General features: G+C 33.1%; 22 protein-coding genes. 17 read left to right on the top strand and 5 right to left on the bottom strand.

Annotated elements, in window-relative coordinates:
- Positions 1 to 4: 4 nt before the first annotated feature.
- The 10 genes from glyQ to Q5I06_RS06350 are packed head-to-tail and all read left to right on the top strand — an operon-like array spanning position 5 to position 6,485.
- The gene (glyQ, locus tag Q5I06_RS06305) at positions 5 to 907 is read left to right on the top strand and encodes a glycine--tRNA ligase subunit alpha (protein WP_305517301.1); all 903 of its coding nucleotides are present in this window, start codon (positions 5 to 7) and stop codon (positions 905 to 907) included.
- The gene (locus Q5I06_RS06310) at positions 904 to 1,656 is read left to right on the top strand and encodes a Nif3-like dinuclear metal center hexameric protein (protein ID WP_305517302.1); all 753 of its coding nucleotides are present in this window, start codon (positions 904 to 906) and stop codon (positions 1,654 to 1,656) included. Before glyQ ends, Q5I06_RS06310 begins: the two co-directional genes overlap by 4 nt.
- Entirely contained in the window at positions 1,649 to 2,359 is a 711-nt protein-coding gene (locus tag Q5I06_RS06315; protein ID WP_305517303.1) for a zinc ribbon domain-containing protein, read from the top strand. The genes Q5I06_RS06310 and Q5I06_RS06315 overlap by 8 nt, the downstream gene beginning before the upstream one ends.
- A 9-nt stretch (positions 2,360 to 2,368) precedes the next feature.
- On the top strand, positions 2,369 to 3,565 hold the full coding sequence (gene waaA, locus Q5I06_RS06320) for a lipid IV(A) 3-deoxy-D-manno-octulosonic acid transferase (RefSeq protein WP_305517304.1): 1,197 nt from the start codon (positions 2,369 to 2,371) through the stop codon (positions 3,563 to 3,565).
- A 3-nt stretch (positions 3,566 to 3,568) separates the two neighbouring features.
- Complete coding sequence (locus Q5I06_RS06325) at positions 3,569 to 4,291, top strand: RluA family pseudouridine synthase (protein WP_305517305.1); 723 nt, start codon at positions 3,569 to 3,571, stop codon at positions 4,289 to 4,291.
- A complete protein-coding gene (locus Q5I06_RS06330) occupies positions 4,275 to 4,697 on the top strand; it encodes a hypothetical protein (protein ID WP_305517306.1) in 423 nt (140 codons plus the stop codon). Before Q5I06_RS06325 ends, Q5I06_RS06330 begins: the two co-directional genes overlap by 17 nt.
- Positions 4,678 to 5,001, top strand: a complete 324-nt coding sequence (locus Q5I06_RS06335) for a hypothetical protein (protein ID WP_305517307.1) — start codon at positions 4,678 to 4,680, stop codon at positions 4,999 to 5,001. Before Q5I06_RS06330 ends, Q5I06_RS06335 begins: the two co-directional genes overlap by 20 nt.
- Before the next feature lie 10 nt (positions 5,002 to 5,011).
- Positions 5,012 to 5,860: a prolipoprotein diacylglyceryl transferase gene (lgt, locus tag Q5I06_RS06340; RefSeq protein WP_305517308.1), complete on the top strand. Its 849-nt coding sequence runs from the start codon at positions 5,012 to 5,014 to the stop codon at positions 5,858 to 5,860.
- Positions 5,847 to 6,173, top strand: coding sequence for a DMT family transporter (locus tag Q5I06_RS06345; protein ID WP_305517309.1), 327 nt, complete (start codon positions 5,847 to 5,849; stop codon positions 6,171 to 6,173). Before lgt ends, Q5I06_RS06345 begins: the two co-directional genes overlap by 14 nt.
- A complete protein-coding gene (locus Q5I06_RS06350; RefSeq protein WP_305517310.1) occupies positions 6,174 to 6,485 on the top strand; it encodes a DMT family transporter in 312 nt (103 codons plus the stop codon).
- 2 nt (positions 6,486 to 6,487) lie between these two features.
- On the opposite strand, the gene Q5I06_RS06355 is transcribed toward Q5I06_RS06350, so the two are convergent.
- Positions 6,488 to 7,312, bottom strand: coding sequence for a DUF5718 family protein (locus tag Q5I06_RS06355; RefSeq protein ID WP_305517311.1), 825 nt, complete (start codon positions 7,310 to 7,312; stop codon positions 6,488 to 6,490).
- A 136-nt stretch (positions 7,313 to 7,448) separates the two neighbouring features.
- Here Q5I06_RS06355 and Q5I06_RS06360 point away from each other — a divergent pair, with 136 nt between their 5' ends.
- Positions 7,449 to 9,389 carry an acetate--CoA ligase family protein gene (locus tag Q5I06_RS06360; protein WP_305517312.1) on the top strand — a complete coding sequence of 647 codons (1,941 nt, stop codon included), beginning with the start codon at positions 7,449 to 7,451 and terminating at the stop codon, positions 9,387 to 9,389.
- Positions 9,390 to 9,554: 165 nt separating this feature from the next.
- On the opposite strand, the gene Q5I06_RS06365 is transcribed toward Q5I06_RS06360, so the two are convergent.
- On the bottom strand, positions 9,555 to 10,304 hold the full coding sequence (locus Q5I06_RS06365) for an amino acid ABC transporter ATP-binding protein (protein WP_305517313.1): 750 nt from the start codon (positions 10,302 to 10,304) through the stop codon (positions 9,555 to 9,557).
- A gap of 122 nt (positions 10,305 to 10,426) precedes the next feature.
- Between Q5I06_RS06365 and abc-f the strand changes: the two genes are divergently transcribed.
- From abc-f to purU, 6 genes are all read left to right on the top strand, one after another.
- Positions 10,427 to 12,352 (top strand): ribosomal protection-like ABC-F family protein, encoded by a 1,926-nt coding sequence (gene abc-f / locus Q5I06_RS06370; protein WP_305517314.1) that lies wholly within the window; start codon positions 10,427 to 10,429, stop codon positions 12,350 to 12,352.
- Positions 12,353 to 12,464: 112 nt separating this feature from the next.
- The gene (gene acnB, locus Q5I06_RS06375; protein ID WP_305517315.1) at positions 12,465 to 15,026 is read left to right on the top strand and encodes a bifunctional aconitate hydratase 2/2-methylisocitrate dehydratase; all 2,562 of its coding nucleotides are present in this window, start codon (positions 12,465 to 12,467) and stop codon (positions 15,024 to 15,026) included.
- A gap of 116 nt (positions 15,027 to 15,142) precedes the next feature.
- A complete protein-coding gene (locus Q5I06_RS06380; RefSeq protein ID WP_305517316.1) occupies positions 15,143 to 15,808 on the top strand; it encodes a Crp/Fnr family transcriptional regulator in 666 nt (221 codons plus the stop codon).
- Positions 15,809 to 15,820: 12 nt separating this feature from the next.
- Positions 15,821 to 17,197, top strand: a complete 1,377-nt coding sequence (locus tag Q5I06_RS06385; RefSeq protein WP_305517317.1) for a hypothetical protein — start codon at positions 15,821 to 15,823, stop codon at positions 17,195 to 17,197.
- Positions 17,198 to 17,287: 90 nt separating this feature from the next.
- Positions 17,288 to 18,154, top strand: a complete 867-nt coding sequence (gene sppA / locus Q5I06_RS06390) for a signal peptide peptidase SppA (RefSeq protein WP_305517318.1) — start codon at positions 17,288 to 17,290, stop codon at positions 18,152 to 18,154.
- 11 nt (positions 18,155 to 18,165) lie between these two features.
- Positions 18,166 to 18,996, top strand: coding sequence for a formyltetrahydrofolate deformylase (purU, locus tag Q5I06_RS06395; RefSeq protein WP_305517319.1), 831 nt, complete (start codon positions 18,166 to 18,168; stop codon positions 18,994 to 18,996).
- A gap of 28 nt (positions 18,997 to 19,024) precedes the next feature.
- Here the strand turns inward: purU and dxs are convergent, their stop codons facing one another.
- From dxs to fliG, 3 genes are read right to left on the bottom strand one after another with little or no spacing between them, the layout of a single operon-like run.
- The gene (dxs, locus tag Q5I06_RS06400) at positions 19,025 to 20,872 is read right to left on the bottom strand and encodes a 1-deoxy-D-xylulose-5-phosphate synthase (RefSeq protein WP_370690939.1); all 1,848 of its coding nucleotides are present in this window, start codon (positions 20,870 to 20,872) and stop codon (positions 19,025 to 19,027) included.
- 1 nt (position 20,873) lies between these two features.
- Positions 20,874 to 21,686: a flagellar assembly protein FliH gene (fliH, locus tag Q5I06_RS06405; protein ID WP_305517320.1), complete on the bottom strand. Its 813-nt coding sequence runs from the start codon at positions 21,684 to 21,686 to the stop codon at positions 20,874 to 20,876.
- Complete coding sequence (gene fliG / locus Q5I06_RS06410) at positions 21,673 to 22,704, bottom strand: flagellar motor switch protein FliG (protein WP_305517321.1); 1,032 nt, start codon at positions 22,702 to 22,704, stop codon at positions 21,673 to 21,675. The genes fliH and fliG overlap by 14 nt, the downstream gene beginning before the upstream one ends.
- Positions 22,705 to 22,711: the final 7 nt, after the last annotated feature.

The raw sequence follows: 22,711 nt of genomic DNA on the forward strand, positions 1-22,711 counted from the left end.
TGTTATGCCCAAAGACTGCAATAGTTTTTCAGATATTTTACTCAAACTCCAAAATTTTTGGAAAGAAGAAGGTTGTCTTATTGTGCAACCCTATGATATTCCTGCAGGAGCGGGAACTTTTCACCCTGCCACTTTATTAAAAAGCTTAGAAAACAAATCATGGAGTGTTGCTTATGTTGCACCATCTAGGCGACCAACAGATGGTAGATATGGAGAAAATCCAAATAGACTTGGAAGCTATTATCAGTTTCAAGTTCTTATTAAACCTAGTCCTGAAAATATTCAAGAACTCTATCTAAAAAGCCTTGAAGCATTGGGCATCAATAGACTAGAACATGATATTAGATTTGTAGAGGATAACTGGGAATCTCCAACGCTTGGGGCTTGGGGGCTTGGATGGGAAATTTGGCTAGATGGGATGGAAGTCACACAATTCACCTATTTTCAACAAGTTGGTGGAATTGCTTGTGATCCTGTGGCTGTAGAGATTACTTATGGGGTAGAAAGACTAGCGATGTATATTCAAAATGTAGAATCTATTTTTGATATTGTTTGGACACATAAGATCGATGGTTCTATTGTAAAATATGCCGATGTGCATCTGGAAAATGAATATGAGTTTAGTAAATATCATTTTGAAGTTGCAGACACCCAAATGCTCTTTGAGATGTTTGAAAAATTCCAAAACGAAGCCAAAAGATGTCTTCAAGCAGGTATTCCTTTACCTGCTTATGATTTTACAATGCTTAGTTCGCATTTTTTTAATATCTTGGATTCCAGAAAAGCTATCTCTAGCACTGAACGACAAAACTATATCTTAAAAATACGAGAACTTGCCAAAGGCTGTGCTACTTTGTATAAAGATCAAGAAAATGAACGAGAAGAGAGGCTTAAGAATCATTTATGAAGGTTTTTGAAATTTATGATTGTCTCAACCTCTTATCTCCATTTCAATTACAAGAAAAATGGGATAATAGTGGTCTAAATATCGGAAGTCAAGAATCCGAAATATCTAAAATCTATGCTTGTTTAGAGGTCAATGAAGAGATAGCTAAGGAGCTGCATCCCCAAAGCTTGATTATCTCTCATCACCCCTTACTATTTAAACCAATCAAAAATTTCACATGGGATGCCTACCCTGCAAATATTGCTAAAATACTGATAGAAAAAAACTGTTCTCTCATTTGTATGCACACAAACTTTGATACAACACATCTAAATCCATACTTTGCAAAAGAAATCTTAGGTTTTGAGAATCTTTTCCCTGATGGTATTGCACTTAGAGGAAATCTCGAAGGTATTGAGTTTGTTTCCTTACTTGAACATATCAGCAAGTCTTTAAAGCTTACAAATCTTAAATATACCCAAAGCTCAGATACAATAGATTCTGTAGCCATAATTTGCGGAGCTGGTAGCTCCTATCTTTATTCTGATAGCTTAAAGCCAAATTCTTGTCTTATTACCGGGGATATAAAATATCATGATGCAATGATTGCAAAATCCCTAAAAATCAGCCTAATTGATGTAGGACATTATCCGAGTGAAAGATTTTTCCCAGAAATTCTAAAATCTATTTTGAAAACTAAGGGTTATAAGGTTATAATTAAAGATTGTAAAAATCCATTCACCTATTTAGAAGGACAAAAATATGAATAAACATCTCGAACAACTCATCGAAATATCAAATCTTGATAAAGATATTGATGCACTAGAACCAAAAATAGAACTCAAAAGAAGTGAGCTCGACAAAACTATTCGCTCTAAAGAATCTAAAAATCTTCAATCACTTCAACTTGAAGAAGAAAAAAAAGATCTCAAGCTTCAAGTTTCAAGAAATGATCAAACCCTCAAAGATATCAATGCAAAGCTTGAAAATATCCATAAAAAAATCTCTGAAGTTCGATCAGAGCGAGAGCTTAAAGCTCTAAATGTGGAAGAAGAAATCGCAAAAGAGCAATGCACACAAGCTAATATTGAGATAGAAAGATTAGATAAAGAACTAGATCACAAAACAGATCTTCAAAAATCACTGCAATCAGACATCAACGAACTTGATAAGATTATCAAAAGTCTTGAAGGTAAAGTCAATGAAGAGATTCAAATCATCAAAGACGAACAACAAAAAATCTTCTCTCAAAAACAAAAACTCATTGTAAAAATGGATCAAAAGCTTATTGGTTTTTATGAAAAAGTCCGCAAATGGGCAAAAAATTCAAGTGTTGTTCCCGTAAGAAAACAAGCCTGTGGAGGATGTTTTATTCGAATCAACGATAGAGTATATACTGAAATTATTCAAAGTAATGACATTATCACTTGTCCGCATTGTGGAAGGATTTTGTATATCGAAGAAACAAAATAAAGTATTTTTATGTTTGGAATGATATATTATTTTATCGCTTTGCTCATATATATCATCTCCATTCCTTTTTTGATATTTTCTTCATTCAAACAAAAACATAAAAACTCTATTTTTCAAAGGTTTTTTTTAAAAAATTTCGCCCTATCCTCTTGTCCCTCTTTTTGGTTTCACGCATGTTCTTATGGAGAAGTAAAATCGCTAGAACCCATCATTGAGGCAATGCCAAAACAGCCTATTTTGATAACAACCATCACTCAAACAGGTTTTAATCTAGCAAAAGACACTTACGAAAAAAAAGCTCATATTGAAGTGAAATTCCTCCCTTTTGAAATATTCATTCCTTTTTGGAAACATAAACTCAAATCACTCCAAACCCTAGTAATTACAGAAGCCGAACTTTGGTATATGGTTTTCAAAATAACTAAAACCATAGGAGCAAAAACAATGCTCATCAACTCTCGCATATCAACTCAGTCATTCCCAAAATACAAAAAATTTAGTTGGTTTTATAAAAAAGTCTTTGACCAAATAGATGAAATCTTTTCTCAAAGTATTGCCGATAACGAAAGAATTAAACAACTCGGTGGAAAAAAAGTTCAAATATTTGGGAATTTAAAACTTTTAAATACTCCAAAAATCACCATTTTTTATCCCAAAAGCTCAAAAACAACCTTCACTGCTTCAAGTACACATCCTCTAGAGGAAGAATTAATTCTAAAGGCATTTTTAGATTTCAGACGCTCTAGGGATGGGATTTGGTTGCTTTTAGCTCCCAGACATCCAGAAAGATTTGTAGAAGTAAAAGAAATAATACAAAAAATGCTAACAAATACTTCTTATAAATTTAAAATCTTCTCTGAAGTAGGGTTTGATGAAAATTGTGATATTTTGCTAATTGATACACTAGGTCAGCTCAACAATTTATATGCCATCTCTGATATAAGCATACTTGGAGGAAGCTTTGTAAAAGTAGGCGGACACAATCCTCTTGAACCAGCATTTTTTCACAACAAACTCATCACTGGTCCATATATATTCAATCAAAATAGTCTTTTTGAAGCCGTTGATGGATACAAAATCATACAAAAAGAGGAACTTTTTGAAACTATCTCTAATTATCAAACTCTTCCTAATGCATTTATAAAAAATAAAAATGATAAATTGAAAAATCTCATAAACTCTATCATACAACCTATTCAAGGATAATCTATGGAAAAAGCCTACAAACTCTTAAGTCTGCAAGAAAAAATTTCTAATGGCAAGGCAAAAGCTCTCATTGATAAAGGACTTGTAAGCTGCAATGGCAAAAAAATAACCATCGCACGTTCAGAAATGCCCTCTTGTTCTATTTTTCAAATTATCCAAATCCAAAAACCAAAAGTGATTTTTGAAGATGAAAATATTTTAGCAATCCAGAAGCCACCTTTTATTGAAAGTTATGAATTAGCTCAAATGTTTCCAGAATGGGTTTTGCTTCATCGTCTTGATAGAGAAACAAGTGGGGTTATCTTGTTAGTAAAAGATAAAACTCCTTTTCATAACCAAGCAAAAATGGCTTTTAAAAATCAAAATGTGTATAAAGAATATTTAGCACTTGTTGAAGGAATAGTAAATGAAGAAATCCAGATCGATAAACCTATCCTTACAATCAAAACTACTTACGCTAAAAGTAAAATATCAAAAGATGGTCTCCCTGCACATACAAGTATCAAACCTATCTCTATTATGGGGAAAAAAACACTACTAGAAGTAGTGATTAAAACCGGACGCACTCACCAAATCAGAGTCCATCTAAAAAGTATCAACCACCCAATCATAGGAGATAATCTCTATGGTGGATTAGATTCAAAACGTTTGATGCTCCATGCTCATAAGATCTCATTGTTGGGGTATGATTTTACCTCTGCGATTCCCAATGAATTCAACCTATAACCTCATCATCAATGCAAGTTTTACTGATGTCGATAGAGTTATTGGTGCTTTGCCTGATATTTTTAAAACCGATCAAGACATGTTAGATAATATAAGTCTAGTTTTATTTGAAATCCTTTCAAATGCTCTCGAACATGGTATCTGCAAATATTCAAAAAATGAAATTTTCTCTGGTTTGGTTAAAAAAAGCTCACAAAAAATCTATTTATATTTTTTATCCTCCCCTAACCCTATCATTTTGATAAACTATCCAAAAACCGTTTATAATGAAGAAAACCTCATCATAGGCAAAGGGAAAAAAATAATAAAATACCTCACTCAGAATTATTATTATAAAATCTTAGGAGAAGAAGTTTGGGAGAAAGTAATTTTTAAAGGACAAAAAAATGAAAATCACCGCCAATGAAGCCGAGAAAAATCAGCCATTTTTAGCCATAACGGGAAAAATTAAAACTTATGAAGATTTTTTGGAATTTAAGAATGTTATTGATTCCACTCTAGAAAAATTTAAAAACAAATCAAATTCCGAACTTTTTTTATTTTTTATAGATACCTACCCTATCAATTCCTATGCCATAGGCTACTTGATGAAACTCAAAGAAAATGATAAGGTGAATGTACAAATATACACAAATAATATGAAAACTTTGAATCTTTTTCAATATCTAGAACTTGATAAAAAGTTTCAGATCATTATCAAACAAAACTAAGGATGAAAGAATGTATAGCACATGGAATAATATTTATAATATCTTCAACCCTGTTGCATTTAATATTTTTGGACTAGAAATTCACTGGTATGGAATCGCGTATGTTCTCTCGCTTTTGATTTCTTTATATATTGCCAAAGTATTTATCAAAAAAGATGCTCAACGTTTCCCTATTTCAAATAAAAATCTGGAAAGTTTTTTTATTTGGGTAGAAATTGGGGTTATTTTAGGAGCAAGAATAGGCTATATTGCAATTTATGAACCAAATTCTATGTATTATTTTCTTCATCCATGGCAGATATTTAATCCTTTCGATATAGAAGGTCATTTTGTAGGAATACGCGGCATGAGTTACCATGGAGCATTGGTGGGATTTTTGATTGCTTCTATTGCTTTTGCTTATAAGAAAAAACAGAATTTCTTACTATACATGGATCTAGTGGCTATAAGCGTTCCGCTAGGATATGTATTTGGTCGTATTGGAAATTTTCTCAATCAAGAACTTTATGGACGAATTGTTCCTTCTACTAGCGTTTGGGGGCAAAAAATTGGTATCCTTGTAAATGGTGAGCTAAGATATCCCAGTCAGCTTATAGAGGCTTTTTTAGAAGGATTGGTCGTTTTTATAGTCGTCCTAATAGCAAAAAAACTTTTTAAAACAAGAGGATTGTTAATTGTAGTGTACGCGATTACATATGGGGTTATGCGTTTTATAGCTGAATTTTACAGAGAACCTGATCCGCAGATGGGTTATTATTTTGGAAACCTAAGCATGGGACAAATTTTAAGCCTAGTGATGATTGTTTTTGCACTAGGAATATTGGCTTATATTAAGAAAAACAAAAATGCACAAAACTAAATCTTGGATATTTTTATTCATAGCTATCATTTCAGAGGTCATAGCCACCCTTTCGCTCAAAATATCTTCGGGGGCAGTATGGGGCTATATCACAATGGGATTTTTTATTGTTATTTCTTATTATTTCATGGCACTTTGTGTTCGTATTATTCCTATAGGTACTGCATATGCAATATGGGAAGCATTTGGGCTATCCCTTATTGCTATTGTAGGTATCATCGTATTTGGAGAGAAAATCACTCTTTATCAAGAGATCGGAATTGTTCTTGGAGTTATTGGTATTGTACTTATCAACTTAGGAGAAAAAAAATAGATGTATCTTTTATTTGTTATTTTAGCAGGATTTTTAGATGTCCTAGCCAATCTCCTCTTAAAAAAATCTCAAGGATTTAAATATAAAATCTTAGGCATTGTTTCGATCTTATTGGTTTTGTGTGCTTTTATTTTTCTTTCTTTTGCACTCAAAAAAATGCCTTTGAGTATCGCTTATTCCATATGGGGAGCTGTGGGCATCATAGGAACAATTATAGGGGGATATATTTTTTTTCAAGAAAGACTAAATATAATAGGCTACATAGGGGTAGCCTTTGTGATTGCTTCTGTTATTTTGCTAAGTGCTTTTTAACTCTACCTAACCTCTTGTCTAATAATAGAAATATCCTTGAGATCTGCAGGAATACAATCCATAGAAACTATTTCTTTCAAACGCTCAAGTGTATATTTCTTGTGATTAAATACAACAATAGAGACAATATCACCTCTTTGCAAAAATCTTTGCTTTGCAAGTTCTAAATAACGCGTAGCACCGATGGCGATGATAATTTTAGAAGGATAGCAAGATTCTCTTAGCACTTCAGGTAAATCCTCTAAAACAGAATGCTCTTTTTGCGTGTTGAGTTTATCTTTTATCCAATTGATAAGCTTCTCGTAAAAATAACTATAACTTATAAGCTCACTTGATTCGCCATATTCCTGTACTTTTCCATCAAATTTCAAAAAAGAAGCGATGGAATAATTATCGCAAACCCCACCACTAGAAAATTTATCGATAGGTATTTTTAGTCCAACTGCCTTAGATCCATCAGAAAAATTTTTCTTCTGTGAAAGTTTGGTTGCATTTTCGTCATTCCTAACTGAAGCATCATTAAAAGCCATAAAAAATCTAGGTATGACTTTAGTGACTTTATTATCCAAGTATTCCAAATCACATTCAAGTCCTACTTCTGGTTCTGCTTGAACCTTGAATGATTGATTTGTCGGCAAAATAATCGCCTGATTATTGATACAATACCTGCCCAAAACTGAAGCACTATCAGGAATATAAAAAGGAAAAATCCCCTTAGGAGCATCTTTGTCTTCTCCTGTAATATCAGCAAAATCGTTAGATTCTCCTGCTTGTTCTAGATGGTTAGCAAAGTTTCCTACCACCCCAAACCCCAAATACTTTTTCATCGGTGCTCCTTTATGGAAAATTTGGTAAAAATAATACTCTAATTAAAACCAATATTTGATAAAAACTATAAACTAAGTAATCAAACCCATAAAAATAATCCTATAATAGAATTACAAAACATTTTAAGGAGAAGTTATGACAGAGAGTGAATTATACCAATGGCTCGGAAAATACGGGATTAAGACCCCTTGTTGTAAAGTTGTGGGAATGAATGAAGAAATCAGTGTTGATTTTTTTCCTGCTGTCTTAAAAATCCAATCCCCAAAAGTGATTCATAAAAGCGATGTAGGTGGCGTTATATTGAATCTAAATTCCAATGAAGAAATCAAAAATGCTAGAGAAAAAATGAAAAAAAATATTCAAGATGTGCATAAAATCCCCCTAGATAATAATGACTGTTTCATAATTACACAAATGTTACAAGGAGAAGAACTTTATATTGGCTCTGTAGAAGATAATGTATTTGGAAATGTCATTCTTTTTGGAAAAGGTGGGATTTATTTAGAACTCTATAAAGATATTTGTTACATAGATTCCAATGCACAAGAAGATGAGATACTCCGTGCATTTAAAAATACAAAAATTTCAAAACTCTTTGAGGGTTATCGTGGCAGTAATCATCAAATGATTGAAGTTATAACGCTAGTCAAAAATATACAAAAGCTTATCAATGAAAATCCTGATATTAAAGAACTCGATATCAATCCCTTAAAACTCACAAAAGATGGGTTGATTGCCGTAGATGCGAGAATAAAAAAATCCTCTAGTATTTCCAAAGAATCTTTGAGAAAATCAACTCGGCCTGATTTTTTACACAATCAACGCGTAGCTATTATTGGAGCAAGTACCGATAAAACAAAAGCAGGTTATGTAGTGGCAAAAAACTCTATTGGCTTTAAAGGGGAATTATTTTTTGTAAATCAAAAAGGAGGACAATTATTAGAAAAACCTCTATTAAAAAGCATAGAAGAAATACAAGGTAATATCGATACTGCTGTGTTAGCAATTCCCGCAAAGTTTGTTATCCCTACTATCAAAGAACTTATCCCTAGAGGGCTAAAAAATCTCATCGTTATTACCGCTGGTTTTAAAGAAAGTGGTCACCAAGAAGAAGAACTTGAAATAGGAAAACTTGCAGAGGAAAATAATTTTAATGTTTTAGGGCCAAATTGTCTAGGATACTTTAATGATAGTACAAATTTAAATCTAACATTTGGAACAGGGAATCTAAAAACAGGTCATCTAGCTTTCATTTCTCAATCTGGAGCAGTTTTGGCAGGACTTATGGATTATGCAAATGCTTTAGATATAGGATTTTCTCATATTATGAGCACAGGAAATGCTGTAGATTTAGAAAGTTCAGATCTTATTCCAATGCTTGATCGTGATCCTAACGCTAAGAGTATTTCTCTATATTTGGAAGGAATTAGTAAAGGGAAAGAGTTATTAAAAAATATTCGAAATACAAAAAAACCTATTTTTCTTTTCAAATCAGGAAAAAGTGAAGAAGCGGCAAAAGCGGCTTTTTCTCACACTGGAAATTTAAGCGGAAATTATGATATGTTTTCTGGATTAATGAAAAGTTTAAATGTTAGAGTAGTAGATAATATCGAAGCTTTGATATTAAAGCCTCTCTTCCATAATAGCAAAGAAATTGCAATTATTACAAATGCTGGAGGACCAGGAACTGTTCTAACAGATGCGATTGTTGCTAGAGGGAAAAAACTCTACTCTTTGAATGAGCAAAATATAAGAGCCTTGAATGCTATTTTGCCTGAACATTGGTCTCATAATAACCCTATCGACATCATCGGTGATGCCTTGGCAGATAGGTATAAAGCCTCTTTAGATGTCGTAGATAATTTTGATGGAGTAGATTTTATCTATATGCTCATTACCCCTCAAGACATGACCGATCCTCTAGGATCTGTAAAAATACTCAAAGAAAAAACATACAAGCACAAGGTTATCCCTATTCTTATTGGGGGGAATATGGTTGAAGAAGCAAGAATTTTTTGCAAAACAAATAAAATATTATTTTTCTCAAGCATCACCGAAGCTACATCATTTTTATAAATCTCAATGATGGATTTAAAGATATATGAAAAGTGTTTTTGAGGATACTAGAGAGGATGGACAGCTAGAAAATCGGGGTTAAAAATGTATGATTAACTTCAGAAGTCAAAGCCTGTCCAAAATCTCAAGGTTCAAGCTAATCTCAATTAATCAATTATTCTTTCTTTAAAAACTTCCTAAAAAGTTAAACATATCAAGAAATTTTTTTGCTCTTTCAGACTTTGGAGAGGTGAAAAATTCCTTTGGAGTAGCCTCTTCAATTATAATTCCTTGGTCAAAAAACACAACTTTATCTGCAACTGCTTGAGCAAATTTAAGTTCATGAGTTACGATTATCATACTCATGCCTTCTTTTGCAAGTTCTAAAATAACATCTAAAACTTCCTTTACCATTTCAGGATCTAAGGAAGCTGTAACTTCATCAAAAAGCATTATTTCAGGATTCATGCACAATGCTCTAATGATCGCAACGCGTTGTTTTTGTCCTCCTGAGAGCTCTTTTGGATACGAATCTTTTTTATCCTCAAGTCCCACCCGTTTTAATAATCTCAAAGCCTGTTCTTTGACTTCTTCTTTTTTTCTTTTTTGGGCTTTTAATGGTCCTAAAAGAATGTTTTCAAGTACATTCATATGAGGAAAAAGATCATAACTCTGAAAAACCATGCCAATTTTTTGTCTGATAAGATTCCAATTTGTAGATGGTGTATTAATGATCTTTCCATCTAATATAATTTGACCTCCCTGTATCTCTTCTAATCCATTCAAACATCGCAAAAAAGTACTTTTTCCACATCCACTAGGTCCCAAAATCACAACAACTTCACTTTTTTGTATGCTAAAGTTAATCCCCTTTAAGATTTGATGATCGTGATTATAAGATTTTACGAGATTTTTAGTCTCTAATAATGCTTGCATTTGATTCCTTACTTTGATTTTTTATGTTCTTTTGAAAAATAAATTCGCCATCTTGGGTTCTTCACAAGTTTTCCTAGTTGAAACTTTGGTATGATTACATCATCTTAAAGACAGGGAAATTTATGGCATTAGTAAGTTTATTAGGAGTTTGCAAACAATACGATTATAAGGTAATTTTAAAAGATATAAATTTTTCTATCACCAAGGGAGAGAAGATTGCTATCGTAGGTAAAAATGGGAGCGGGAAATCCACTCTTTTAAAAATCCTAACAAAAGAGATCGAACCTGATGAAGGCGAACGTATTTTTCAAAACAACATAAAAATCTTAAGTCTGCCTCAAAATCCTATTTTTGACCCTCTGATGAGCGTCAGAGATGTTTGTGAAGAAAGCTTAGCAGAACTCAGAGATGCCCATAAACGTCTTGAATTTTTAAACACTCAAGAAAGCACCAAAGATATGCTAGAAGAGCAAGGAGCAATCATAAGCTTTATAGAAGAGCATCACGGATGGGATATGGATAGCAAAGTAGATGAAATCCTGCAAAGATTTGATCTAGAAAATATCGCAGATAGATTGGCTAATACCTTAAGTGGAGGGGAACAAAAACGTCTTGCTCTATCTGTAATGCTTCTAAAAAGTGCTGATATTTTGATATTAGATGAGCCAACCAATCATCTTGATGTGCAAATGGTTGAATTTCTTGAAGAAATGATTTCTTCTCTTACTTGTTCTGTTGTATTTATAAGCCACGATAGATACTTCATAGAAAGTCTTGCTCATAGAGTCGTAGAAATTGATGATGGGAAGCTTTTAAGCTTTCAAGGGGGTTATAGCAATTATCTACAAAAAAAAGAAGAGATATTAAACACTCTTTCTAAAGAACACGAACATCTGCTTAAACTTTTAAAATCTGAGGAAGAATGGCTACATAGAGGAGTCCAGGGTAGAAGGAAACGCAATGAAGGTCGAAAAGCAAGAGTGCTAGAAATGCGAAAAAATGCCAAAGCAAATCCTTCTATTATCAAAAAAATGCGCCTTGAACTTCAAAGAGAACAAAAACATTTCAATAGAGATGAAGGAAAAAACACTAAAAAAATGCTCTTTGAATGCGAAAAAATCAATAAAAAAATTGCGGATAAAGTTCTTATTTCTGATTTAAGCTTAAGAATCTTACAGAGAGATAAAATTGCTATCGTAGGTAAAAATGGGAGCGGGAAATCCACTCTTTTAAAAATCTTTTTAAATCAAATTTCTCAAGATAGTGGCATTATTAAACGAGGGGATATTACAATCGGATATTTTGATCAACAAAGAAAAATGTTAGATGAGGATAAAAACCTCTTAGAAACTTTTTGTCCTAACGGAGGAGATCATATTGAAGTAAAAGGGAAAAATATTCACGTTTTTGGGTATTTGAAAAACTTCTTATTTCCAAAAGAATTTTTAGACAAAAAAATATCCTATTTGAGTGGAGGAGAAAAAAATCGTGTTGCACTTGCATTGTTATTTGCAAAAAAATATGATTGTCTGATATTAGATGAACCTACCAATGATTTAGATATTGCAACCATCAATGTTCTTGAAGAATATCTACAAAATTTTGATGGAGCAGTCATTTTTGTAAGCCATGATAGATATTTTGTAGATAAAATTGCTCACAAACTTTTGGTTTTCAAGGGAAATGGAATATGTGAAGAAAGCTATATGCAATACACAGAATACTTGGATATTCAAAAAGAACTTGATGAATATGATATTTTAGAACTTGATTTAAAAGACAACCAAAAAAATGAAAAAATCAAGAAAAATACGAAATTAAGCTATAAAGAAGCAATGGAATTAGAATTTTTACCTAGTGAAATAGAGAAACTAGAAAAAATTATTAAGTCTTTAGAGTTAGAATTAGAAGATCCCAATATATATGAAAAAAAGGGAATTGCAACCATCGCAAAAGAAATGCAAGAAACTCAAAAAGAACTTGAAAGTAAGCTAGAGAAATATTTCTTTTTGGAAGAAAAACATCATATCTTAACTCAAGGAAATTAGCCCAAAAAATACAAAATCATAAATATTGATTGTGTTTGTTTTATTGTTAAGGTAATTTTGATTATCATATGTTGATTTAGGTTGCAACAATAGGAATTTAAAAGGAGACAAGATGCAAAAGTTTATTATTGATTACAAACAAGCTCAAGAAAATAGAGAAAAAGAAGGTATTCCACCCCTTCCTTTAAATGCAGACGAAGTAACAAATGTGATTGAAATACTCACAAATACAGCTTCAAGCAAAGAGGAGAAACTTTTTGTAAAAGAGTTATTAATCCATAGAGTAAGTCCAGGAGTAGATGAAGGTGCAAAAGTAAAGGCAGAATTTTTAGGAAAAATTTCAAAAGGCGAATTGAAATGTGATGAATTTTCAAGTCTTGAAGCTATAAAATATCTAGGCACAATGCTAGGTGGCTATAATGTAAAATATTTAGTAGAAGGAATTTCTCATGCAAATAAAGAGATCGCTCAAGAATCTGCAAATGCCTTGAAACATACGCTACTTGTATATGACAGTTTTGATGAAGTTGCAAAACTAAGCAAAAACAATGATTTAGCAAAAGAAGTCATCCAATCTTGGGCAAATGCAGAGTGGTTTTTAAACAAACCAGCTTTAAATGAAATGATAGAAATGTGTGTGTTAAAAATTGATGGGGAAACAAATACTGATGATCTAAGCCCCGCAAGTGACGCATTTACCAGAAGCGATATTCCGCTTCACGCTAAAGCAATGTTGAAAAATCGAATAGACAATTATGAAAAACGTCTCACAGATATCAAATCCAAAGGTATTCCAGTTGCATATGTTGGAGATGTTGTAGGAACAGGAAGCTCAAGAAAATCAGCCTGTAATTCGATTATGTGGCATTTTGGCAATGAAATTCCTTATGTGCCAAATAAAAAAACAGGGGGGATTGTCATTGGCGGAGTCATCGCTCCAATATTTTTTAACACTTGTGAAGACAGCGGATCGTTACCTATTATTGCAGATGTAAAAGATCTTAAAGAAGGCGATATTATCAAAATCTATCCTTACAAAGGAATAATCGAAAAAAATGGTTCTGTTGTGAGTAAATTCACTCTCACTCCAAATACTATTGTAGATGAAATAAGAGCAGGAGGAAGGATACCGCTTATTATAGGAAGAGGTTTGACAAACAAAGCAAGAAAATTTCTAGGACTTGGCGAATCTGATATTTTTGCAAAACCAGAAATCCCCAAAGATACAGGAAAAGGTTTCACATTAGCACAAAAAATCGTGGGAAGAGCATGTGGGGTTGAGGGTGTCAGACCGGGAACTTATTGTGAACCAATCGCAACAACTGTAGGAAGTCAAGACACTACAGGAGCAATGACTAGAGACGAAGTCAAAGAATTAGCGAGTTTGAATTTCAGTGCCGATTTTGTACTCCAAAGTTTCTGCCATACAGCTGCCTATCCAAAACCTGCCGACGTAAGCTTACAGGCAACTTTACCTAGTTTTATGACAACTAGAGGAGGAGTGGCTTTACGTCCAAAAGATGGGGTCATACATTCTTGGCTCAATCGCATGTGTCTTCCTGATACACTAGGAACAGGAGGAGATAGCCATACAAGATTTCCCATAGGGGTCAGTTTTCCTGCTGGTAGCGGACTTGTTGCTTTTGCAGCGGTAACAGGCTCTATGCCGCTAAATATGCCAGAGTCCGTACTAGTCCGTTTCAAGGGCAAACTCAATCCGGGCATTACTCTTAGAGATTTGGTAAATGCGATACCCTATTACGCAATAAAACAAGGTTTGATGACGGTAGAAAAAAAGGGTAAAAAAAATATTTTCAATGGTAGAATATTGGAAATTGAAGGTCTAGAAGATATTAAAGTGGAACAAGCTTTTGAACTCAGCGATGCAAGTGCTGAAAGAAGTGCTGCTGCTTGTAGTATTTTATTAAATAAAGAGCCTATCATTGAATATCTTAAATCCAACATTGAGCTAATTGAAAAAATGATCGAAAATGGGTATGAAAATGCCACTACATTGAAACGTAGAGCTGATAAAATGCGCGAGTGGATAAAAAATCCTACCTTGCTTCAACCTGACAAAGATGCTGAATATGCAGCGATTATTGAAATTGATTTAGCAGATGTAAAAGAACCTATTTTGGCATGTCCAAACGATCCAGATGATGTTGCTACACTCACTGAAATTTTGAGCAACTCTAAAAGACCTCATCATATCGATGAAGTATTTGTCGGTAGTTGTATGACAAATATCGGTCATTTTAGAGCCTTTGGAGAGATCGTAAAAGGTGCAGGACAATCTCCAACACGCGTCTGGATTGCACCTCCTACAAAAATGGATGAAAAACAACTTAGCAAAGAGGGTTATCTCTCAGTATTTGGTGCTGCAGGAGCGAGAGTAGAAATACCCGGATGTAGCCTATGCATGGGAAATCAAGCTAGAGTAAAAGACAACGCGGTTGTATTTTCAACTTCTACGAGAAATTTTGACAATCGTATGGGTAAGGGTGCTCAAGTATATTTGGGAAGTGCAGAACTTGGGGCTGTATGTGCATTACTTGGAAGACTTCCTAGCAAAGAAGAATATATGCAATTAGTCCCAGAAAAACTAGGTGGTAAAAAAGAAAATATCTATAAGTATTTAAATTTCAATTTGATGGAAAATTTCAGCTTATAGTAGGTGTTGCCAAGAAAATAAAAAATAGGAGTATATCTTAGAAAAACATGCTTTCTAAGATATTTTTCTCCTCTTCAATTTAAAATCGTAAATCTTCTAAATAGAAGGGGGAAGATTTGATTGAAAAACTAAAATTGCTATCTTTATTTGTCGATATAGACGATAATACACTGGGGAAAATTTGCGATTTTAGCAAAATTAAAACCTATGAAAAAGATTTTGTTTTATTCTATGAGGGACAGGTTATCGATAACCTTTTATTTTTACTCAATGGATCTGTAGATATTTATAAATTTGATCGCTTTGGTAATAAAAAATACCTTTATAATATTGACTCTATGCAAGAAAATCAAGACAATCTTTTGCTCATAAATCATATCGATTTTCGAGAGATTAAGACATTTGGCAATGCTTGTATTTATGAAAAAAGCGACATTTTGAATATAGATTGCAAAAAACTCATCCACCTTGCAAGGCAAAACACAAATTTATTTTCTAATCTATGCAGACAAATCATTTTAAAAAATCAAAAACTAGATGAAGTTATCAATCGTGATATTATTTTTGATGCTATCGCTAAATTAGCATATACATTGGACAAAAATCTTTATCGCTTCAATTTGATGCAACGTCAAGAAATTGCTTATCGGCTCAATATTCAACCCGAGACGCTCTCAAGAATTTTGAAAAAACTCAAGCAAGATCGCATTATAGAATCCGATGAAAATAGCGAAATCAAGGTAATAGACAAAAAGAGTCTGCAAGAAATTTATAAAATTTGAACAGGAATACAAATGAACTTTACTTTTAAAAATCCCATATCTTCAAGGTTATCAGCAATCGTGGGAATTACCTTTGTGGTAGTTCTTATTGTGATGATTTTAAATATCTATTTAAATAAAGCCAATATTTCACTTACTAGAGTTTTGAGTAATCTTAGCCTTCAAATCAATCTAACCCAATCAATCACCAAAGATATATTTTTAGGAAACTATCAAAACACCAATGATTTTGAAACTCTCAATCAAAAATCTAGTGATTTTGAAGAAAAATTTAACACTCTTTATTACCAAGATAGAACTTACAAAATGTTTTGGTTAGACGAAAAATATATCAAAAAAATACTCGAACAAATGCAGGAGCAACTGCAAAAATTTAATAGCAATGTAAGAACTTATGAATTTGCAAGAAAAAATCTATACAAAAATAGAAATTTTTTATACTCAAACAATGAAAAGCTCTTAGATATAAGTGATGATGTTGTTAAAAAAATGATCGGGGCAAAAATAAGCCAGGAAGAGATAAACGAAGCAGGCAAACAAAGAACGCTTAGCCAAAAAATTCCCTATCAACTTACTTTATATACAATCAAAAATCAAAAAGATGCTTATGAAGAATTTTTGAAATCTTTTGAAAAATATAATTCTACTATCCTTGGTTTTTATACTAACCCTACTTATAAAGGTAACAAAGAACTCCTCAAAGCTATCAAATTTAATTATGACTTTTGGCAAAAATATGCCTTTAATGTGCGAGAAATCATAGCCAACCATAACATCTTATCTGATTCTTTATCTGAAATTAATGACAATGGGATACTCCTAACACAAAATCTAAAAAAACTTTATAGTATTTATGACAAGACGCTCAGTCAAACTGAATATCTATTCAATATCTTTCAATATATAGCTACAATGATTGTTTTATTTGTAATTTTTGGCTTGATATTCACGACGATTTGGACAAAAAAGCAAATTACAAACTTCCTAAAGTATTCAAAAAATCTAAATGAAAATAGCCTAATAAATCTTCCAATACGAGAAGATACAGAACTTGCTCAAGCAAGTAGAAATATCAATGACTTTATCAGTCGCATTCAAAAAACAAAAGAAAGCTCTATCTTGGCAAAAAAAATCGGAGAACAAATCCATAATGACATAATGGAAATCAACTCAGATATCAAAGAGTATTTAGATGAAAAAAAATTTAGCCAAGAGGATAGAGAAAAAATTCGAAAAGAAATTGGGATAAGTGAATATATAGCGATTCAATCTAGCGATGAACTCATCAATATCGCTAAAAAGCTCGACAAGCTAAGTGATTCTATCGACAAATCTATTGATATCTATACAAATTGTCTCACTTGCAAAAAAAATAGTGAATTATTTTAAATGTCAAATAAAAAGCAAAGTTCAAGGCATTTTCTAATATAATCACGAAATATAGTGTGTAATTTTGATACTCTGAATTAAAGGAAATTAATGATAAAAAAAATTTTTAATCTTATTGTCGTGCCATTAGATTTTATTACAAAATATTTCAAAGCAATGGTATTTTTATTGATTGTTGTTATTTTAATAATATCAGTAATACCTAATTCTTCAAGCATTAATTCCCCCAATCTTGCAAAAATTTATTTGCAAGGTCCCATTATTGATAGCGAAGGAATCAGGACTCAAATTGATAAAATTTTAGCTACTCCTAGCATTAAAGGAGTTCTTCTTATCATCAACTCACCTGGTGGAGCTGTGAGTGCAAGTGTAGAAATTAGCGATATGATAGCTGATCTCAAACAAAAAATGCCTGTAATAGCATACGTACAAGGAGCTATGGCAAGTGGAAGTTACTATGCAGGAATGTATGCAGATAAAATCTATGCAAACAGAGGGGCTTTGATAGGCTCTATCGGAGTGATTTTTGATGGAGCTAACATCTCAGAACTCGCCAATAAGCTAGGTATTCAAGAACAAGTTATAGCCGCTGGAGAATACAAAGAAATAGGCACTTTTATGCGAAAATGGACTCCGCAAGAAAAAGATTTTCTTCAGAAACTCATTAATGAAGAATATGAAATGTTTCTATCTGATGTAGCTGATGCTAGGGGACTTGATATAAAATCATCTAAAGAGTATGCTGAAGGAAAGGTATTTAGTGCAAAAAAAGCTCTCAAGCTAGGGCTTATTGATACTATTGGAACGCAAAATCAAGCCATAGAAATGCTTAAAACTCTCTCTGAAGTCCAACATCCCATTTGGTTAAAAAGAGATAAGTTTGATGCCTACTTAGATAAAATCATCAAAACTAGCACACGAGTGATGTTGAATGCCTTTACCTACACTCTTAGATAAAAAGGGATTGAATGAAACATACCATATTGATAACCTGTCCAGATATGCAAGGACTCGTCTTTAATATTTCTTCTATCCTTCTTAAACATGGCCTCAATATAGAACGAAATGACGAATTTGTAGATAAACCAAGCAATCAGTTTTTTATGCGTACTGTGGTAAATGGAAACACCAATGCCGCTGTATTAAAAGAAAATCTTTGTACTTGTTTGCCATCAGAGGCACAAATCAATGTAATAGAGGAAAAAAAGAAATCTATCATCATTCTTTGCACTAAAGAAAATCATTGCTTAGGAGATCTCTTATTGCGTTATGATAGCGGGGAACTTGATGTGAATATTGAAGCTGTCATTAGTAATCACTCAAACCTCCAAAATCTTGTAGGAAAATTTGGGATTGATTTTTTTCACATCAGCACTGAGGGAATTTCACGAGAAGAACACGAAAAACTTGTGTTAGAAAAATGTGATGAATTCAATGTGGATTTTTTAGCCTTAGCTAAATATATGCGAATACTATCTCCAAATTTTGTGGAAAAATACAAAAATAAAATCATCAATATTCACCACAGTTTTCTACCTGCATTTATTGGTGCAAATCCATATAAACAAGCGTATGAAAGAGGAGTAAAAATTATTGGTGCAACGGCTCATTTTGTAAATAATCATCTTGATGAAGGTCCTATTATTACTCAAGATATTACGAAAATTGACCATACCTACAGTTGGCAAGATATGCAAAAAGCAGGTAGAGATGTTGAAAAAGTCGTCTTCGCTAGAGCAATTGAGCTTGTACTGAATGACAGGGTTTTTATACACGGAAATAAAACTGTTGTTTTTTAACCCCTGTTTGATTTCTCTTTTAGATTTTTTAAGTATTTTTGATAATATAATCAACAGCACTTGAAGAGTCTAAGCCTATAGACTTCTCAACCATACCTGTATTACCGTGCGAGATATAAGAATCCTTCACTTCAAAACTATGTAATTTAATTTGTATATCGTTATCTGCAATGTATTCAAGCAATGCTGAACCAACCCCACCAATTTTATAGCTATCACTAAAAACAAAAGCATAAGAATAAGAATTTAAAATTTTCTTCAAATCTTTATCTAATGGCTTAAGAAATCTCAAATCCAATAAACCAGCCTCTATCCCACTAGTTTTTAATGATAAATACACTTCATAAGCTCTTCCAACACCATTTCCATAGCCTATCAATAAAATCTTTCCACCTTCTAGCAAAAGCTCTGATTTACCGATAATAAAATCTTTATTTTCAAAAATTCCATCATTGATTATAAATTTTCCACGCGGATATCTGAAGGCACACGGAGAAGAGGAGTGATTGGAAGCAAAAAGAATTGCGGATTTTAAAGACGCGTTATCACGGGGGGCAAAAAGAACCATATTAGGAATGGGACGTAAAAAAGAAATATCCAATAATCCCTGATGTGTTTCTCCATCTTCACCAACAATACCAGCTCTATCAATAGCAAATCTTACAGGCAAAGACATAATGCCGACATCATGCACAATCTGATCGTATGCACGTTGTAAAAAAGTTGAATAAATACTCACAAATGGCTTAAAACCCTCCTTTGCCAATGCAGCCATAGAAGTTACGGCATGTTGTTCGGCAATCGCAACATCCCAAAAGCGATTAGGATATTTATCAATTAATGCCCCTAATCCCGTACCTCCAGGCATTGCAGCAGTAGCACCTACAATTTTTTCATCCTCATTGGCTAGTTCAAGAAGGGTTTGAGAATAAATATCTGTTGGACTCTGAGCATTAGTAGCTTTCTTTGAACTTCCTGTATCAAGATCAAATGGACCCACTCCATGCCATTTTTCATACCTTCCCTCTGCAATCTCATACCCCTTACCTTTTGTAGTTTGAGCATGTATAATCACAGGACATCTCATATCTTTTGCCAAATTTAATGCATGAATAACTTCATCTAAATGATGTCCATTAATAGGACCAATATAATTAATACCCATCTCCTCAAATAAAATTCCCGGTGTAATTAACTTAAAAGACTCTTCAAAACGTTTGGCGATATAAGTTGCACTATCTGGCATTTTTTCTAATAATTTCTTGATCCTGTCTTTCACAGACTGATACATAGGCCCAGCTATCAAATGTGAAAGATATTTACTAATTGCTCCAATAGGTTTAGCAATGCTCATTTCATTGTCATTGAGAATAATAATCATTGGGTATTTTCTATCGCCTAATTCATTTAAGGCTTCATAAACCAATCCCGCGCTCATGCTTCCATCTCCAATAAGTGCTACAGGGATAGCATTTTTTTTCTGCAGTGCAAAAGCCTTAGCAACGCCCACTCCAAGAGAAATCGAAGTCGAACTATGCCCAGCAATAAAATAGTCAAAATCTGATTCTGAGGGCTTAATAAATCCACTCATACCTCCAAATTGTCTAAGAGTCTCAAATTCTTTCCATCTATTTGTGATCAATTTGTGTGCATAAGCTTGATGACTGACATCATAGATAAATGGATTCTCTCTACAATCAAAAACTCGATGCATACCCACGATAAGTTCCACAGCACCCAAAGTAGAGCTCAAATGTCCTCCATTTTTACTAACAACTTCTAAAATTCTATGGCGAATATTTTCACAAAGTTCCAACAATGAAGCCATATCCATTGTGGCGAGGTTTGGAAAACCTCCCCTAACTATCAAATCCATTCTATGCTCTCAGATTATCTAATACGCTCTGTTTAAGCGTCCTATAACGGGTCATAATATTTCCATCAATATTACCATTACTACAAGTGATAACAACTCCGCCTTTTGAAATTGCATCACTAGGCTCAAGTTTTATTTTTTGAGAATCCTTGAGATTCTCATTCAAATATGGATAGTCATTTGTATTTACCTTAATATGTATATCAGTGGCATCTACAATACTTGATAAAAGCTCTTTTGCTAGTGCAAGAGCTACTTTTTGACTGCTTGAATCTATTTCTTTAACGATAACTTCTTTAGCTATATCTACGGCAATTCCACTAAGCTCTTTTTCTAATTCTTCAAGATGAGATTGAGATCTTTTCATTTCAGTATCCAATGCAATAGCAGATTGAATCAGAGTTGTTTTCTCTTTTTCAATCATATCAAGCATTTCTTTTTTTGCTTTTTCTTCTCCCTCTTTAATTCCATCTTTATATCCATCATTGCGTGCACCAGCAACTCTTTCTTCGATTTCAAGCTGTTGTTTTTCAAATTGAATTTGAAGCTTAGCAAGAGAGCTAGAAAGTTCGTCTGTTTTTTGCAAAAGTCTTTCAATCAGATCCTTTTCCAATGAATTTGAATTTTTTTTGGCCTCTTGAATGTCTTGAGAGCTATTTGGATTTGGAGCAGATGACTGGATGATACTTACTGTCTCATCAATATCATCACTTTTATTTTTAATAATAGATTTAAATTCATATCTCTGAACATTATGCTTTGATAATTCATTTTTAGCAATCAAATTTTCTTCTTCAAAATTACTCAACAACATCTTCTTCCTCTCCTATTTGGATAAGTCCCTGTTCAGACAAGGATTGCACAACTTCCACAATTTTACGTTGAGCACTTTCAACATCTTTTACTTTTACAGCTCCTAAAAATTGCATTTCTTCCACAAATTGCTCACTTGCACGCGTACTCATATTATCTAAGAACTTCTGTTTAAGTTCATCAGGTGAGGATTTCAACGCCAAGATCAAATCCTTCTTGTCAGCAATTTTAAGAATCTCTCTAATGGCATTTTTATCAAGTTTAGAAATATCCTCAAAGGTAAACATCATTTCTTTTATTTCACTCGCAAGTTGCTCATCGATCTGTTCGATATAGGAAATAGTCGCTTTTGCTGCTTTTTGACCAAGTCTATTAAACATCTCTGCAACGGCTCTAGGACCACCAACTTCAACTTTATAACTAGTAAGAGATTCGAGTTTATTTTCCAATACAGTTGAAACTCTTTTAACAACATTAGGGGAAATATCGCCTAAATTTGCCATTCTAATTGAAATCTCTGCACGCATGTCATCTTGAAAATATCCTAAAGTCTCAGCTGCACTTGAAGAGTCCATATGGGCAAGAATAAGTGCGATAGTTTGAGGATGTTCATTCACAATAAAATCTGCAAGTTGTTGAGGTCTAACTTTCATTAAATAAGAGAAGTTTTTTGTAGATTGCATACTCTTGGCAAGTTTGTCTAAAACTTTTTTAGCTTCCTCTGGTCCTAATGTTTTATTTAAGAGTTCTCTAGCATAGTCCAATCCACCACTATTGATATATTGATTGGACTGAAATATTGCATAAAACTCTTCCAAAACTGCTCCACCAATAGCCTTATCAGTGCCATTTAGTTGCATTATCTGCTTACTGATTTCTGTAATACTATCAATATCTAAATGTCTAAAAACTTCACTTGTAGAATCTTCCCCGACCTGAATGAGTAAAATAGCAATTTTTTCTGCCATAGAAAGTTCATCGTATTGAGCTCTTTGTTTGGAACTAAGTTTTGAAGCCATTATCTAC

Origin of the sequence: Helicobacter cappadocius (genome assembly GCF_030688855.1) — a bacterium.
Lineage (GTDB): Bacteria > Campylobacterota > Campylobacteria > Campylobacterales > Helicobacteraceae > Helicobacter_J > Helicobacter_J cappadocius.